This is a genomic window from Flagellimonas sp. MMG031 (assembly GCF_040112705.1).
Taxonomy (GTDB): Bacteria; Bacteroidota; Bacteroidia; order Flavobacteriales; family Flavobacteriaceae; genus Flagellimonas.
The window spans coordinates 1,097,917-1,111,356 of sequence record NZ_CP157804.1; the positions used below are offsets into that span (position 1 = coordinate 1,097,917).

A 13,440-nucleotide genomic window follows, 5' to 3' on the forward strand; every position below is an offset into this window, starting at 1 on the left:
TTTTTTATTTTGATGAAAGAGTGATGACAAAGTGATGACGGCCGCAACGTTTGCCATCATTGACCTTAACTCATTCCATCATCGTTTCATCAAAATTTTGGTTCAGAAATTTCTTCTCGATTGTAAAGTACCTGCCCTTGGCATCCTGCATATTGATTTCCCCATTGTTCCAGATAACAATCCGTTGGTAGCTGTTGGAGTTTTTTTGGTTCTCCAGTTTCCAGTCTTTTTTCAACAACCGCCTTAGTTGGGTCATGTCGGTTTTTACCCTCGTTTTGCTTAACAGATTTAGGGCATCCATAGGGCAGATGTCGATTGATTCCAGTTCGAACTTGTCCATGGCGCTAAGTAGGATACTGGCCAGTTCTTTTTCGACGCGATTGCGATTATGTTGTACCAACAGCTTCAGTGCGGTGGTATGTAACTGTTTTGGGGTGAACCACATTCTGGTGGCCTGCTCAGAATGGAGTTTCCGAGTATTCAAGAAATGAAGGAAGGCCGGAATCTCAACTATCAAACGGTCAAGAAAATCGGTTTCTTCCTTTTTGATTGGAAATATCTTTCGGACCCAGAACCGTGTCTCGTTCCCATCAATTTTGATGAAGTTATACTCATTGTTGCTGCAGAGTATGAACTTGCCAAAGAATTCGACTTCGCGCTTGTCCTTGCCTTTTGCTTCCAACATATTCCGGTTTGTGGTGCTCAGGTACTTGATACGTTCTGTCAGCTCCTCCTTATTGAACAGGACTTCATCAATACAGATGAGCAGTCTGTTTGCCCAATCCGAATTGAACTGACTGCCAAAACTGTCATTGGTCAGGTAGGTCAGATTATTTCCGAAAACCTCCTTCAACCATTTCAGGAAGGAGCTCTTACCGGTGCTTCTTTCTTTGGATACCAGGCACAAGATTGGTAATATCTGGGTTGGCCTGGTGTAGAGTAATTGAAGATAATCTAGGCCAAGCTCTATTTGCTTTCCGAAAATGTGTTCCAGAAATTTCTTGGTGGTGCCTATTTGTCCCTCTAAAGGGGAATGTTCCAAAGGGGAATAGATATTGTAGAACCCGTGATGTTCCTTTTTAAATTGTAAATGGTTGGGAATACAGGTAAAGCCATCATATTTAGGGACTGTACTCAAAAAATCTTTTCCATGATCCTGTTTGATGGTATGCTCGTTCCACGAGACCAACTGCTCATTGAAATGCCCGGAAATGGAGGGGCTTTTTACCAACTTGTAGTAGGTGGTGCCGACCCTTACATAAGCTGTTGTTTCCATAGCTAAGTCTTTTTGGTTATGGAGCTAGGTCCTTTTTCTTTTCAACAGCTGCTCATTGAACTTTTGTTCCAAAAATTCATCTGATAAATCTGGTTTGCCCAAAAGCCAGGCATCAATGGCCTCCTTATCAAAAAATTTCTGTCGTACATGGGCGTTTTCGCCCATGGGAATCAACCGGAGTGAAGTGAGCTTGTAGATCTTACTTTTTGACAAGCCCGTATAGGCCACCAAATCATCTACATTCATTACCTGCTTGTTTTGGGCAAGCAGGGTTTTAATTTCTGTTAATAGTCCTACGACTTTCTTTTCCTCAGTCATTAGATTTTAGATTTAAATTAATGATTGAGTAAAGGCCTTTACTGTGAATGCGCAAGGCAAACATAGGAAAGCTAATCACGTTAACTGGAACAATAAATGGGGCTTGTCAAAGAATTGCGGTAAGTTTATTGTTCTCCGAACACTTCAATTATCTTTTCATGCTCAAGAACCACCATTTGCTTATCCTTCATTGAAGTGTTCCATCGACTGAAACTTGATTCTAGTGTGTTGGGATTAACAGGATTCCCGTTCATCGAGAACGATTCCCTGATTATTTCGAAAAGCATTTTCCGCCGAGCTGTATCGATGTCAATTATTCCATCCCTGACAAAACGATGCATCAATGAAAACACAAAGAAATAATTGGCCGAGCTGCCATTTTTTATGAGGTTACGATTGTTTATTTTGGTTTGGGGAACGTATCCCATCAATAACAAATGAAAATTGTCCAAATCTTCATCCGTCAACAATAATTTTGGGAAATCCTTTCCGTAAAGATTGATTTTGATCATTTCCAATCCATGTTTGTCCCGGTGGAATCTTTTTAGCCCGGACTGATAGCCAGCGGAAAGAATAATGGTCAGGAAGGCCATGCTCAAATATCCAGTAAAAATCAGAAGTTGTGTTTTGAATGAATCGGAAAAAGTGAAGGCCGCGATGAAAGCGACAGGTGTCATACAGGTCAAAAGAAAAAGGATTTTCTTTCCCTCACTTTTATCCAAAGAATGATAAAAGCTTTCCTTTTTCTTCAGAAACTTGTAAAAGAACTTCCCTATGGCCTCTATAACTCCCTTCATTCTAATGAAAATCACAAGATTAACCTAAATGTAAACAAAAGAAATTACCTTTGGAAAGTGTTGTACCTATGTTGTACCCAAGGGAAAGAAAAAAGGCTCCCGATTTCTCGGAAGCCTTGTTATTACTGGAGCGGTCTGGACGGGACTCGAACCCGCGACCCCCTGCGTGACAGGCAGGTATTCTAACCAACTGAACTACCAGACCAATGATTTTATCTTTGTGGGACTCCTGCAACAGCGGGATTCAAATCTTGTTCAATGCTTTTTTAAAGCGAGTGCAAATATACATTCTCATTTCGGATATGGCAAAACATTTTTTCAAAAAAAGCATTAGCCAAATTTTTGCCGCTCTATCATAAAGGAATTCAACACTTGTGAGAAGTCAGAACGAACATCCACCCCCACATATTTTATTTGATATTGCGCGCATTTCATCTGGAGCTCCTTTTGGTATTCGGACACTTTTTCCGAGTAGGCCTTTTTAATGGAATCGGCATATACATCGATGTGGGCACCCGTTTCCACATCCACAAACCGTTTGGGGGCATTGTCAAAATCAAAGCGAAGCTCGTGTTCGTGGTCCAATAAGTGAAAGAGTACCACCGAATGCTTGTTGTATTTTAAATGGCGCAAAGCTTCAAAGAGCTTTTCTTCTTCGGTTTCTGTCTGGAACATGTCCGTGAACAGAAATAGTAGACTTCGTCGATGTATCTTTTCCGCTATCTGATGGAGAAAGGTGTAGGTTTTGGTGGTTTGGCTTTGTTTTTTATGGGCAACCACTTCATTCAATTTGGAATACAGCATTTGAAAGTGCCGTTCACTGTTCTTTTCCGAGGCATGGAACTCATAGCTATCCGAATAAATACTTAGACCCACCGCATCACGCTGTTTTTTTAATACCTGCATCAACGCAGCAATGGATAGCACACCAAAACCGATTTTGTTGAGATTGTCCAGCGCATAATCCTTTACCTCGGGGTAATACATCGATGTGGAGTTGTCCAGAATCATGTGGCAGCGCAGATTGGTCTCATCCTCAAAACGTTTGGTGTACAAACGGTCAGTTCGGGCGAACAGTTTCCAATCAATGTGTTTGGTGCTCTGTCCAGGATTGTAAATCTTGTGCTCCGCAAACTCGGCAGAAAAGCCATGGAAAGGACTTTTGTGGATACCACTGATAAAGCCCTCCACAATCTGATGGGCCAAAAGCTCCAAATTTTGGAAGAGATATGCTTTGCTAAGTTCCGACCGTACGTCCATAGTTTATTTCAACAGCAATTGGTTTGATTTCGATTTACTATCAACGGTTGTCAGGTCGAGCGGAGTCGAGACCTCGTTCATTACTAAAATACAATAGGCCTCTCGACTACTTGCCGTCCGGCAGGCGCTCTAGGTGACATTTGTTAACATCAAACGTAATAACCAATTCGTATGGTTTATGAAGACAAGATAAAATAAAAAAGGCTTGGCAAATGCCAAACCTTTTTTAAAATCCATTATCTAAACAATTATTACAACGCTGCATCGATTGCATCCGTGTACACTTTCTTGGGAGATACGCCTACTTGACGGTTCACTACCTCACCATCTTTAAATACCAATACGGTAGGGATGTTACGAACGCCGTATTTGGCCGCAAACTGTTGGTTTGCATCAACATCTACCTTACCTACAACAGCTTTGCCCTCGTATTCCTGTCCAACTTCTTCAATGATCGGACCTACCATTCTACAAGGCCCGCACCATGCTGCCCAAAAGTCAACTAGGACAGGCTTGTCACTTTTTAAAACTACTTCGTCAAAAGTTGCATCTGTTATTTCTAGTGCCATCTTATTTATTTTAATATTATGCAAAGTTAGTCAAATAATGCCCACTTAACTTACATTGTGCACATTCGTTTTAATTATTGCGCTATTGGCATTCATTATAGGTCAGTTCAGCTTGTAATGGATTTCATGGGCCTCCAGTTCGGAAAGCAACTCACTATTGATCTTCACTTTCTGTTTTCGGCTCGACAATTTAAGCTTGATTTCCTCCTGCATTTCATAAATGATGAAACTTATCGGATGGTCTCCCTTGTGCATTCTCAGGGTGTCTTTTAAGGTTTGAATACGTTGCTCTTGCAAACGGTCTATGTTCAGTTTGATGGTCAGTTTCTTGGCAAAGGCATCCATAACGTCCTGAAGCTGTTTAAAATCGTTGAATTGAAGCCGAGGCTCACCCTTTTTGCCTGTTTCCCGGTTGACCCAACCTTCGCGAACAAAGGCCCTCACATGCACAAAGGAATTGATCATTAAAAAATGACGGAACTTTAAGTACTCTTCGCCAAAAATGCGCAATTCGTAGGAGTCGTTATAATCTTCCAAGGTGAAAAGTCCCCAACCTTTACCGTTTTTGGAGACCCGGTGCTGCACGTCGGTAATAACCCCGGCAACCGTAAGTTCACGGTTCACATGCTCCTCCAAACGTGAAAAATCCGATACCGTATTCTTGCAAAATGCCTTGATTTCTTTTTTGAAATCATCCAAGGGGTGGCCCGAAATATAGATGCCGACCACTTCCTTTTCACGACGTAATTTTTCCATAGTGCCCCATTCCTCGCATGGCGGCACAATGGGTTCGGGAATCTGCACCTCGCTGGCCTCTCCAAAAAGGCTTACTTGCGATGAATTTTGGTTCTCCTGAAACTTGGAACCGTATTTTACCGCTTTTTCCAAAAAGGAAATTCCATCGCCATCATCATGGAAGTACTGAGCCCGGTGTGTATCTCCGAAGGAATCGAACCCTCCGGCAAGGGCCAGGTTCTCAAACGCTTTTTTATTGGCGGCACGTAAGTCCACCCGCTTTGCCAAATCAAATATAGATCTGTAAGGACCGTCCTTTTTACGGTTTTCCACAATGGTCTCGACGGCCGAACGCCCCACACCTTTAATGGCACCCATGCCAAATCGCACCGCATTATCTTTGTTTACGGCGAATTTATAGTAGGATTCGTTCACGTCCGGACCCAAAACCTCAAGCCCCATACGTTTACATTCCTCCATGAAAAAGGTGACCTGCTTAATGTCGTTCATGTTGTTGGACAGCACTGCGGCCATGTATTCAGCAGGGTAGTGGGCCTTTAAATAGGCCGTTTGGTACGCGATATAGGCGTAGCAGGTAGAGTGACTTTTGTTGAAAGCGTAGGAGGCAAAGGCTTCCCAGTCCTTCCATATTTTTTCGAGCACATCACGTGGATGGCCATTTTTTTCGCCGCCATCCAGGAACTGTGGCTTTAGTTTTTCGAGCAGGGCAAAAATCTTTTTACCCATGGCTTTTCGCAAAACATCGGCATCACCTTTGGAAAAACCTGCCAATTTTTGTGAAAGCAACATCACCTGCTCTTGGTAAACGGTAATCCCGTAGGTTTCCTTTAAGTACTCCTCCATTTCGGGAAGGTCGTAGGTAATCTCCTCCTCTCCGTGCTTACGGGCAATAAAGCTGGGAATGTATTCCATGGGTCCCGGGCGGTACAGGGCATTCATGGCGATGAGGTCATCAAAAACCGTAGGCTTTAGGTTTTTCATGTGCTTTTGCATTCCGGGGGATTCGTATTGGAATATCCCTACCGTATCACCGCGTTGGAACAGTTCGTATGTTTTTTCATCATCCAGCGGAAAATCATCGGGTACCAAATCAATTCCCGTACGTGCCTTCACAATCTTAACCGTGTCCTTGATGAGGGTCAAGGTTTTAAGGCCCAAGAAATCCATTTTCAACAGTCCCGCGCTTTCTACTACAGAGTTGTCGAATTGGGTAACGTACAGATCGGAATCCTTGGCTACGGATACGGGCACAAAATTGGTAATATCGTCCGGGGTGATGATTACCCCACAGGCGTGGATTCCCGTATTTCGCAGCGAACCTTCGAGCACACGGGCCATTTTTACGGTCTGACCCTCCAAATCGTCGGTTTCTGCAATGTTGAGTAGCTCGTGGACTTTTTCCAGTTCTTCAGACCGGAATTTCTTCTTTAAATCTGCTTCGTCCACCCCAAAAATTTTATTGAGTTTGGACATGTTGGGAATCAACTTCGCAATACGGTCGGCATCACCTAAAGGCAGGTCCAAAACACGTGCAGTATCGCGAATGGACGATTTGGCCGCCATGGTACCGTACGTAATAATCTGCGCCACTTGGTTGGCTCCGTATTTGTTGATCACATAATCCATGACCCGGCTACGGCCCTCATCATCAAAATCAATATCGATATCGGGCATGGATACCCTGTCCGGATTCAGGAAACGCTCAAAAAGGAGGTCGTACTTCATCGGGTCGATATTGGTAATCGTCAGACAGTACGCCACTACCGAACCCGCTGCAGAACCCCTTCCCGGTCCCACGGATACGTCCATATTCCTTGCTTCGCGGATAAAGTCCTCTACAATCAAAAAATACCCGGGGTATCCCGAATTTTTGATGATTTCCAATTCAAAGTCTATCCGTTCTCTAATTTCGTCGGTGAGTTCCCCGTACCGCTTTTCGGCACCTTTGTAGGTAATGTGCCGCAAATAGGCATTCTCGCCTCGATTGCCCCCGTCAATGTCGTCTTGAGGGTCTTTAAATTCCTCCGGAATACTGAATTTGGGTAGCAAGATATCGCTCGCAAGGTCATAGGGCTCCACCTTGTCCACAATTTCCTTGATGTTGAGAATGGCTTCTGGTAGGTCCTTGAAGAGTTCCTTCATCTCATCGGATGACTTAAAATAGTACTCTTGGTTGGGTAGCCCGTAACGGTACCCCCTTCCACGGCCGATGGGAGTGGATTGCTTTTCACCGTCCTTTACACAGAGTAGAATATCGTGGGCCTCGGCGTCTTTTTTGTCGCAATAATAGGTGTTGTTCGTGGCCACCAGCTTAATGTTATGGTCTTTGGCCATGCGCACCAGCACTTGGTTCACCCTGTCCTCGTCTTCCTGACCGTGGCGCATGATTTCGATGTAAAAATCATCCCCAAATTGCTCTTTCCACCACAAAAGGGCTTCTTCCGCCTGTTTTTCCCCAACATTGAGAATTTTGTTGGGTACTTCGCCATACAGGTTTCCGGTAAGTGCAATTACATCTTCCTTGTATTCCTCTATGACCTTTTTGTCGATTCTAGGTACATAATAAAAACCATTGGTATAGGCTATGGAGGACATTTTGGCCAAATTGTGATATCCTTTTTTGTTTTTGGCCAACAACACAATCTGATGCCCGTAGTCCTTTACATTTTTATTGGTGTGGTCCTCACAAACGTAGAATTCGCAACCCACAATGGGCGTGATCTCTTTTTCGGTGGGCCGCTCGCCATTGGCAATAAGTTCTTCATTTTTGGCTTTTACCGCCTTGTTGTGCGCCATCACTTCTTTCACAAAGTGAAAGGCCCCCATCATATTGGCGTGGTCGGTAAGGGCAACGGCGGGCATGCCATGATTGGCCGTGGCCTTGACCAAATCTTTGATGTTGATGGTGGATTGGAGCACCGAGAATTGGGAATGGTTGTGCAGATGAACAAAGGGTTCGTCTTCCAATGTTTCCACATTTTCTTGTATTTCCTCGTCGGAAACGCCACCCGTATCCTCTGCCCAAAGGGCATCGGCAATTTCTTTTGATGCGGCCTTTAGGTTGATGTGCTTTAAACCGATGAGTTCGATTTCCTGTGGATTGGCCTCCGAGAACCGCTCAAAATAATCTGGCTGAACGTCGAGCTCTTGGTGGGAGTACTGTTTTTTTCGGACCAATTCCAAAAAGCAACGGGTCGTTGCTTCCACGTCGGCCGTTGCATTATGCGCTTCGGCAAAAGGTTCCCCGAATAAAAACTCATGGAGTTCAGTAAGGGTCGGCAATTTGAATTTACCGCCGCGTCCTCCAGGAATCTTACAAAGTTCCGCGGTATGTTCGGTACAGGTGTCCAGAACAGGAAGGGAAGTTAGTGGACTTTCCAATCCTTCGCGATGGAATTCACAACCCATTATATTAATGTCGAATCCCACATTTTGGCCCACTACGAACTTGGTTTGCTGGAGCGCGTGATTGAAAGCCTCCAAAACCTCGTTTAAGGGGGAGCCCTTTTCTTCGGCCAAAGCGGTAGAAATACCATGTATCTGTTCTGATTCGTAGGGAATGTTGAACCCTTCGGGTTTCACCAAAAAGTCTTGGTGTTCTATTAAATTACCGAGTTCATCGTGCAACTGCCATGCTATTTGCACACATCTTGGCCAGTTGTCAGTATCGGTAATGGGGGCATCCCAGCGTTTGGGCAAACCTGTGGTCTCCGTATCAAAGATCAAATACATAAGCTATCGGTCTCGGGTCAAAAAAAGAGTAGCTAAAATTACGGAAGAAGATAGATTTGGTAAAAAAGAGTTGTGAGGAGTTATTAACTAAAAAAAGCCGGGATGTTTCCCGACTTTTTCTTCTGTTGGTATCTATTGACTTTTGGAATTACGATACTGCTGTTTCAAATATGTTTGCCGTCTCCAAGGTCTCCCTGATGGCGTTTCTATGACGCATCAGTAAGCTTTCGGTGGATGGTGGCAACACAAAGTCTTTATCGTGGAGGATATCGTTATAAGTGGCAATAGCCTCTTTCTCCCCGCGGTGCACTTCTTCCAGCATAGCTTCTTCATTGTTTTGCGTAAACAGCGATTTAAAATCTATCCAAGATCGGTGCAAAGTTCCTTTTGCGCTTCCGCCTTTTTCAGGAGCTTGTCCAAAGGAACGTATTTCCGTTTTCAGCTCTTGGCCAAAATTGTAGCGCTGCTTGGCGCTATCCATAAAAAATTGTTTAATGGTTGTATTGTCTACCTTTTCAGCTGCTTGTTTAAATCCTTTTTCAGCATCATAGGTTCTTTCCAAAAGTTCGTTCAATTTGTTCGACATTTCTACAGTGTACTTCATAATCTATCTTCATTTTATCGGTTATTGGTCACCGACTCTCGATGACTTCACTATATAAACTACAGATTATCAACGGAATAGCAAATCGTAGACAGGGTTTATCAAAGGTTTAACGTGTTGGTGCCCAGTTGTTAAAGTCATTTAACTTTTTTTGTTTGAAACGCTGGGCTATAAACAAATAAGTGTATATTTGCACCCGCTTAAAGGATAAGCCGTAAAAAAAGAATTAATAACCAGGGTCGGGCACCCTACAAATTAATGTGATATGCCAGTTAAAATTAGACTTCAGAGACACGGTAAAAAAGGTAAACCATTCTATTGGGTAGTTGCTGCAGATGTAAGAGCCAAAAGAGATGGTAAGTACTTGGAAAAATTGGGAACTTACAATCCAAACACCAATCCAGCTACCATTAACCTAGATATTGACGGAACTGTAAAATGGTTGCAAAATGGTGCGCAGCCAACCGATACGGCCAGAGCAATTCTTTCTTACAAAGGTGTATTGTTGAAGCACCACTTGTTGGGCGGTGTTCGTAAAGGAGCATTGACCGAAGAGCAGGCTGAAGAAAAATTCAATGCTTGGGTAACCGAGAAAGAAAATGCCATCCAAGCCAAGAAAGATGGTTTGAGCAAAGCCGAAGCTGAAGCTCGGGCCAAAGCGTTGGAAGCTGAAAAAGAGGCAAACGAGAAGCGAATCGCTGCCGCACAACCTGAAGAGGAAGTAGCAGAGGAAGCTGCCGAAGAAACTACGGAAGCTGCTGCAGAGGAAACTGCTGCTGAAGCACCTGCCGAAGAAGCTCCTGCTGCCGAGGAAGAGGCTGCCAAAGAAGAATAGAAACGTAGGACGATGCGCAAGGAAGACTGCTTCTACCTGGGCAAAGTCGTTTCAAAATATAGTTTTAAGGGCGAGGTATTGGTCAAATTGGATACCGACGAGCCCGAAATCTACGAGAATATGGAATCAGTTCTTGTTTCGTTGGGAAACAACCTGATTCCATTTTTTATTGATAGATGTCGATTGCACAAATCCAACCTGTTGCGTATCGATTTCGAAGAGGTAAAGGACGAGCCTTCGGCAGATAAGTTGATCGGGTCTGAACTGTACCTTCCCTTGACGATGTTGCCCAAACTTAGCGGCAATAAGTTTTACTACCACGAGGTCATTGGCTTTACGCTGATGGATGAGGTTCATGGAGATATCGGGGTTATTGCTTCCGTAAACGACAATGCTTCCCAGGACTTATTTGAAGTTAAAAAAGGGGACAAAGAACTTTTCATTCCCATCACCGATGAGATCATCACCAAAGTAGATCGGGAAAATAAGTCTATCCATGTAAGGACACCCGAAGGTTTGGTGGAGTTGTATCTGAGCTAGAAAAAAGAAAGGAGGCAACTTGGCCTCCCCTCTTACAATCGAAAGCAATGAAAATTTACTTTTTCCACTTGCCGCCACCTAGGTAGAAACCAAGTGATATGCCCAGATAGGAGTTTTTAACTTCTACGCCTTCTCCCAAGTCAGACTTGCCAATAAGATTATAGCTTGCAGCCAAACGCAATTTGCCAAGTTCAAAACCAGCACGGATTAATCCACCAAACTTTCCATCAAGCTCAAATTCTTCGCTATCCGGTCCTAGTTCATCAAAGCCAATATTAGCCAAAGAGCTGTAACCTACACCTGCTCCCATAAAAGGGGCAAAGGATGAGCTTCCTGAGTTAAAATAGTAATCAAATGTTCCAGAGATGGTTCCACTTGCTGCCAAACTACCCTCAATGGAGAAACCATCTGAGGTTACATTCTTAGCCATTGCTGCGGATTCATACCTTAGACCAATACTCATATTGTCAGCGATATTGTACTTTGGTTCAATGGCAATTAGGACGCCACCACCACCATCTGGAATAGTGTATCCAGCATCAAGGCCTACTCGGAATTTGTTTTTTTCTTGTGCTTGTACCTGAACTACAGCTAGCATAAGTAGGAATGCAAAAATGATTTTCTTCATAATCAAAAGTTTAATAAAATTGGTAATGATTTTAAATGGGGCTTCTCCCCGGTTAATAATTCGGCAAGTAACTATAATCGCAAGAATAAATTTGCCCTCAATTGACGGATGCCCCTTCTGATCTGACGAATGCCCCTTCTGATCTGACGGATGTAATTTTGGTACAATCGATCAACGTATATTTGGACACATGAAACCGTTCCAATTCAAACAATTTTCCATTCACCAAGATCGATGCGCCATGAAGGTGGGTACCGACGGTGTTTTGTTGGGAGCTTGGGCCTCTTTGGACCATCAGCCCGCAACTATTTTGGATATAGGTGCCGGAACGGGACTTATTGCCATGCAATTGGCCCAGCGTTCATTGGCTGAGACCATAGATGCCATAGAGTTGGATGATGATGCCTACGAACAATGCGTTGCCAATTTTGAGGCTTCACCCTGGGGAGACAGACTGTTCTGTTACCATGCAGGATTTGATGAATTTGTGGATGAAATGGACGAGCCTTACGATTTGATCGTTTCCAATCCACCCTTTCATTCGGAAGATGTTGCCAGTGGGGATAAGGCTCGGGATAAAGCTCGCCAGAACAATTCGTTGCCGTTCGAGGAATTGGTGCAGGGCTCGACCCAGTTGTTGACGGAGAAAGGGATTTTCGCTGTAATCATTCCTTTTAAGGAAGAACAGCGCTTTTCTGCATTGGCCGAAAAGGTTGGTTTGTTCCCAATTCGAATCACAAGAGTGCAAGGAAATCCAGAGACCGATTTTAAAAGAAGTTTGATGGAATTTAGCTTTAAAAATTCCGAACCTCAGATAGATTCCCTGATCATTGAAACCGACAGACACCAATATACCGAAGCATACATCAAATTGACCCAAGCATTTTATTTGAAAATGTAACAATGAACCAATGAAATGTTATATTTACTAAAAATTGAATTGAGATGAAGCCCGACTTATTTGAAGCTCCAGATTACTACAACTTAGATGATTTACTTTCCGAGGAACATAAACTGGTCCGCGATTCTGCCCGCCAATGGGTAAAGCGCGATATATCCCCCATTATTGAGGACTATGCCCAAAGGGCGGAATTTCCCAAACAGATTATTGGTGGATTGGCCGAAATCGGGGCTTTTGGTCCCTACATCCCCGAAGAATACGGTGGAGCAGGTTTGGACCAAATCAGTTATGGATTGATCATGCAGGAGATAGAACGTGGCGATAGTGGGGTTCGTTCCACAGCTTCCGTGCAATCCTCATTGGTCATGTACCCCATATTTGCCTATGGTACCGAAGAACAACGAAAAAAATATTTGCCCAAGTTGGCAACTGGGGAATGGATGGGCTGTTTTGGCCTCACCGAACCCAACCATGGTTCCAATCCCGGGGGAATGGAAACCAAGTTTAAGGACGCTGGCGACCATTATGTGCTCAACGGTGCCAAACTTTGGATTTCCAATTCACCATTCGCCGATGTGGCCGTAGTTTGGGCCAAAAATGAGGAAGGTCGGATTCATGGATTAATTGTGGAACGGGGAATGGAAGGTTTTTCAACACCGGAGACACATAACAAATGGTCGCTACGTGCTTCTGCCACAGGCGAACTTATTTTTGACAATGTAAAAGTGCCCAAAGAAAATCTCTTGCCAGGTAAAAATGGTCTGGGAGCGCCGCTGGGCTGTTTGGACTCTGCCCGCTATGGCATTGCTTGGGGAGCGATTGGTGCCGCTATGGATTGCTATGATACGGCTTTGCGCTATGCCAAGGAACGCGAACAGTTCGGGAAACCGATTGCGGCGTATCAGCTTCAGCAAAAAAAATTGGCCGAAATGATTACCGAAATCACTAAAGCGCAATTATTGGCATTTCGTTTGGGACAGCTCAAAAACGAAGGCAGGGCATCCACGGCACAAATTTCCATGGCCAAGCGGAACAATGTGGAAATGGCCATCAAAATTGCTCGTGAGGCAAGACAGGTTTTGGGTGGAATGGGCATCACTGGGGAGTACAGCATCATGCGCCACATGATGAACTTGGAAAGTGTGATTACTTACGAAGGTACGCACGATATCCATTTGTTGATCACCGGTGCAGATATTACGGGGATTCAAGCCTTCAAATAAG

General features: G+C 44.0%; 12 protein-coding genes and 1 tRNA gene. 4 read left to right on the forward strand and 9 right to left on the reverse strand.

The genetic code is table 11. The annotated features are described in order from the left end of the window. Window positions 1-70: 70 nt before the first annotated feature. The 8 genes from ABNE31_RS04890 to ABNE31_RS04925 all read right to left on the reverse strand — a co-directional run bounded on the left by ABNE31_RS04890 (window position 71) and on the right by ABNE31_RS04925 (window position 9,312). Window positions 71-1,276 carry a primase-helicase family protein gene (locus ABNE31_RS04890; protein WP_349352583.1) on the reverse strand — a complete coding sequence of 402 codons (1,206 nt, stop codon included), beginning with the start codon at window positions 1,274-1,276 and terminating at the stop codon, window positions 71-73. Between the two features lie 24 nt (window positions 1,277-1,300). After that, complete coding sequence (locus ABNE31_RS04895; RefSeq protein WP_349352584.1) at window positions 1,301-1,594, reverse strand: hypothetical protein; 294 nt, start codon at window positions 1,592-1,594, stop codon at window positions 1,301-1,303. Window positions 1,595-1,719: 125 nt separating this feature from the next. Next, on the reverse strand, window positions 1,720-2,391 hold the full coding sequence (locus tag ABNE31_RS04900; protein WP_349352585.1) for a hypothetical protein: 672 nt from the start codon (window positions 2,389-2,391) through the stop codon (window positions 1,720-1,722). 131 nt (window positions 2,392-2,522) lie between these two features. Then, window positions 2,523-2,596: transfer RNA gene (locus ABNE31_RS04905), tRNA-Asp, on the reverse strand. A 125-nt stretch (window positions 2,597-2,721) separates the two neighbouring features. Beyond that, window positions 2,722-3,651, reverse strand: a complete 930-nt coding sequence (locus tag ABNE31_RS04910) for a DUF58 domain-containing protein (protein ID WP_293285856.1) — start codon at window positions 3,649-3,651, stop codon at window positions 2,722-2,724. Between the two features lie 251 nt (window positions 3,652-3,902). Next, entirely contained in the window at window positions 3,903-4,220 is a 318-nt protein-coding gene (gene trxA / locus ABNE31_RS04915; protein WP_127142161.1) for a thioredoxin, read from the reverse strand. Between the two features lie 102 nt (window positions 4,221-4,322). Continuing rightward, window positions 4,323-8,708, reverse strand: coding sequence for a DNA polymerase III subunit alpha (gene dnaE / locus ABNE31_RS04920; RefSeq protein WP_349352586.1), 4,386 nt, complete (start codon window positions 8,706-8,708; stop codon window positions 4,323-4,325). 148 nt (window positions 8,709-8,856) lie between these two features. Continuing rightward, window positions 8,857-9,312, reverse strand: a complete 456-nt coding sequence (locus ABNE31_RS04925) for a PA2169 family four-helix-bundle protein (RefSeq protein WP_293288564.1) — start codon at window positions 9,310-9,312, stop codon at window positions 8,857-8,859. Window positions 9,313-9,577: 265 nt separating this feature from the next. Between ABNE31_RS04925 and ABNE31_RS04930 the strand changes: the two genes are divergently transcribed. Both ABNE31_RS04930 and rimM read left to right on the forward strand, forming a co-directional pair. Next, window positions 9,578-10,147: a 30S ribosomal protein S16 gene (locus ABNE31_RS04930; protein ID WP_349352587.1), complete on the forward strand. Its 570-nt coding sequence runs from the start codon at window positions 9,578-9,580 to the stop codon at window positions 10,145-10,147. A 12-nt stretch (window positions 10,148-10,159) separates the two neighbouring features. Further along, the gene (gene rimM, locus ABNE31_RS04935; protein WP_293288568.1) at window positions 10,160-10,687 is read left to right on the forward strand and encodes a ribosome maturation factor RimM; all 528 of its coding nucleotides are present in this window, start codon (window positions 10,160-10,162) and stop codon (window positions 10,685-10,687) included. 55 nt (window positions 10,688-10,742) lie between these two features. On the opposite strand, the gene ABNE31_RS04940 is transcribed toward rimM, so the two are convergent. Continuing rightward, window positions 10,743-11,315: an outer membrane beta-barrel protein gene (locus ABNE31_RS04940; RefSeq protein ID WP_349352588.1), complete on the reverse strand. Its 573-nt coding sequence runs from the start codon at window positions 11,313-11,315 to the stop codon at window positions 10,743-10,745. 190 nt (window positions 11,316-11,505) lie between these two features. On the opposite strand from ABNE31_RS04940, the gene ABNE31_RS04945 reads away from it, so the two are divergent. After that, window positions 11,506-12,216 (forward strand): methyltransferase, encoded by a 711-nt coding sequence (locus ABNE31_RS04945; RefSeq protein ID WP_349352589.1) that lies wholly within the window; start codon window positions 11,506-11,508, stop codon window positions 12,214-12,216. A 44-nt stretch (window positions 12,217-12,260) separates the two neighbouring features. Next, a complete protein-coding gene (locus tag ABNE31_RS04950) occupies window positions 12,261-13,439 on the forward strand; it encodes an acyl-CoA dehydrogenase family protein (protein ID WP_349352590.1) in 1,179 nt (392 codons plus the stop codon). Window position 13,440 lies beyond the last annotated feature (1 nt).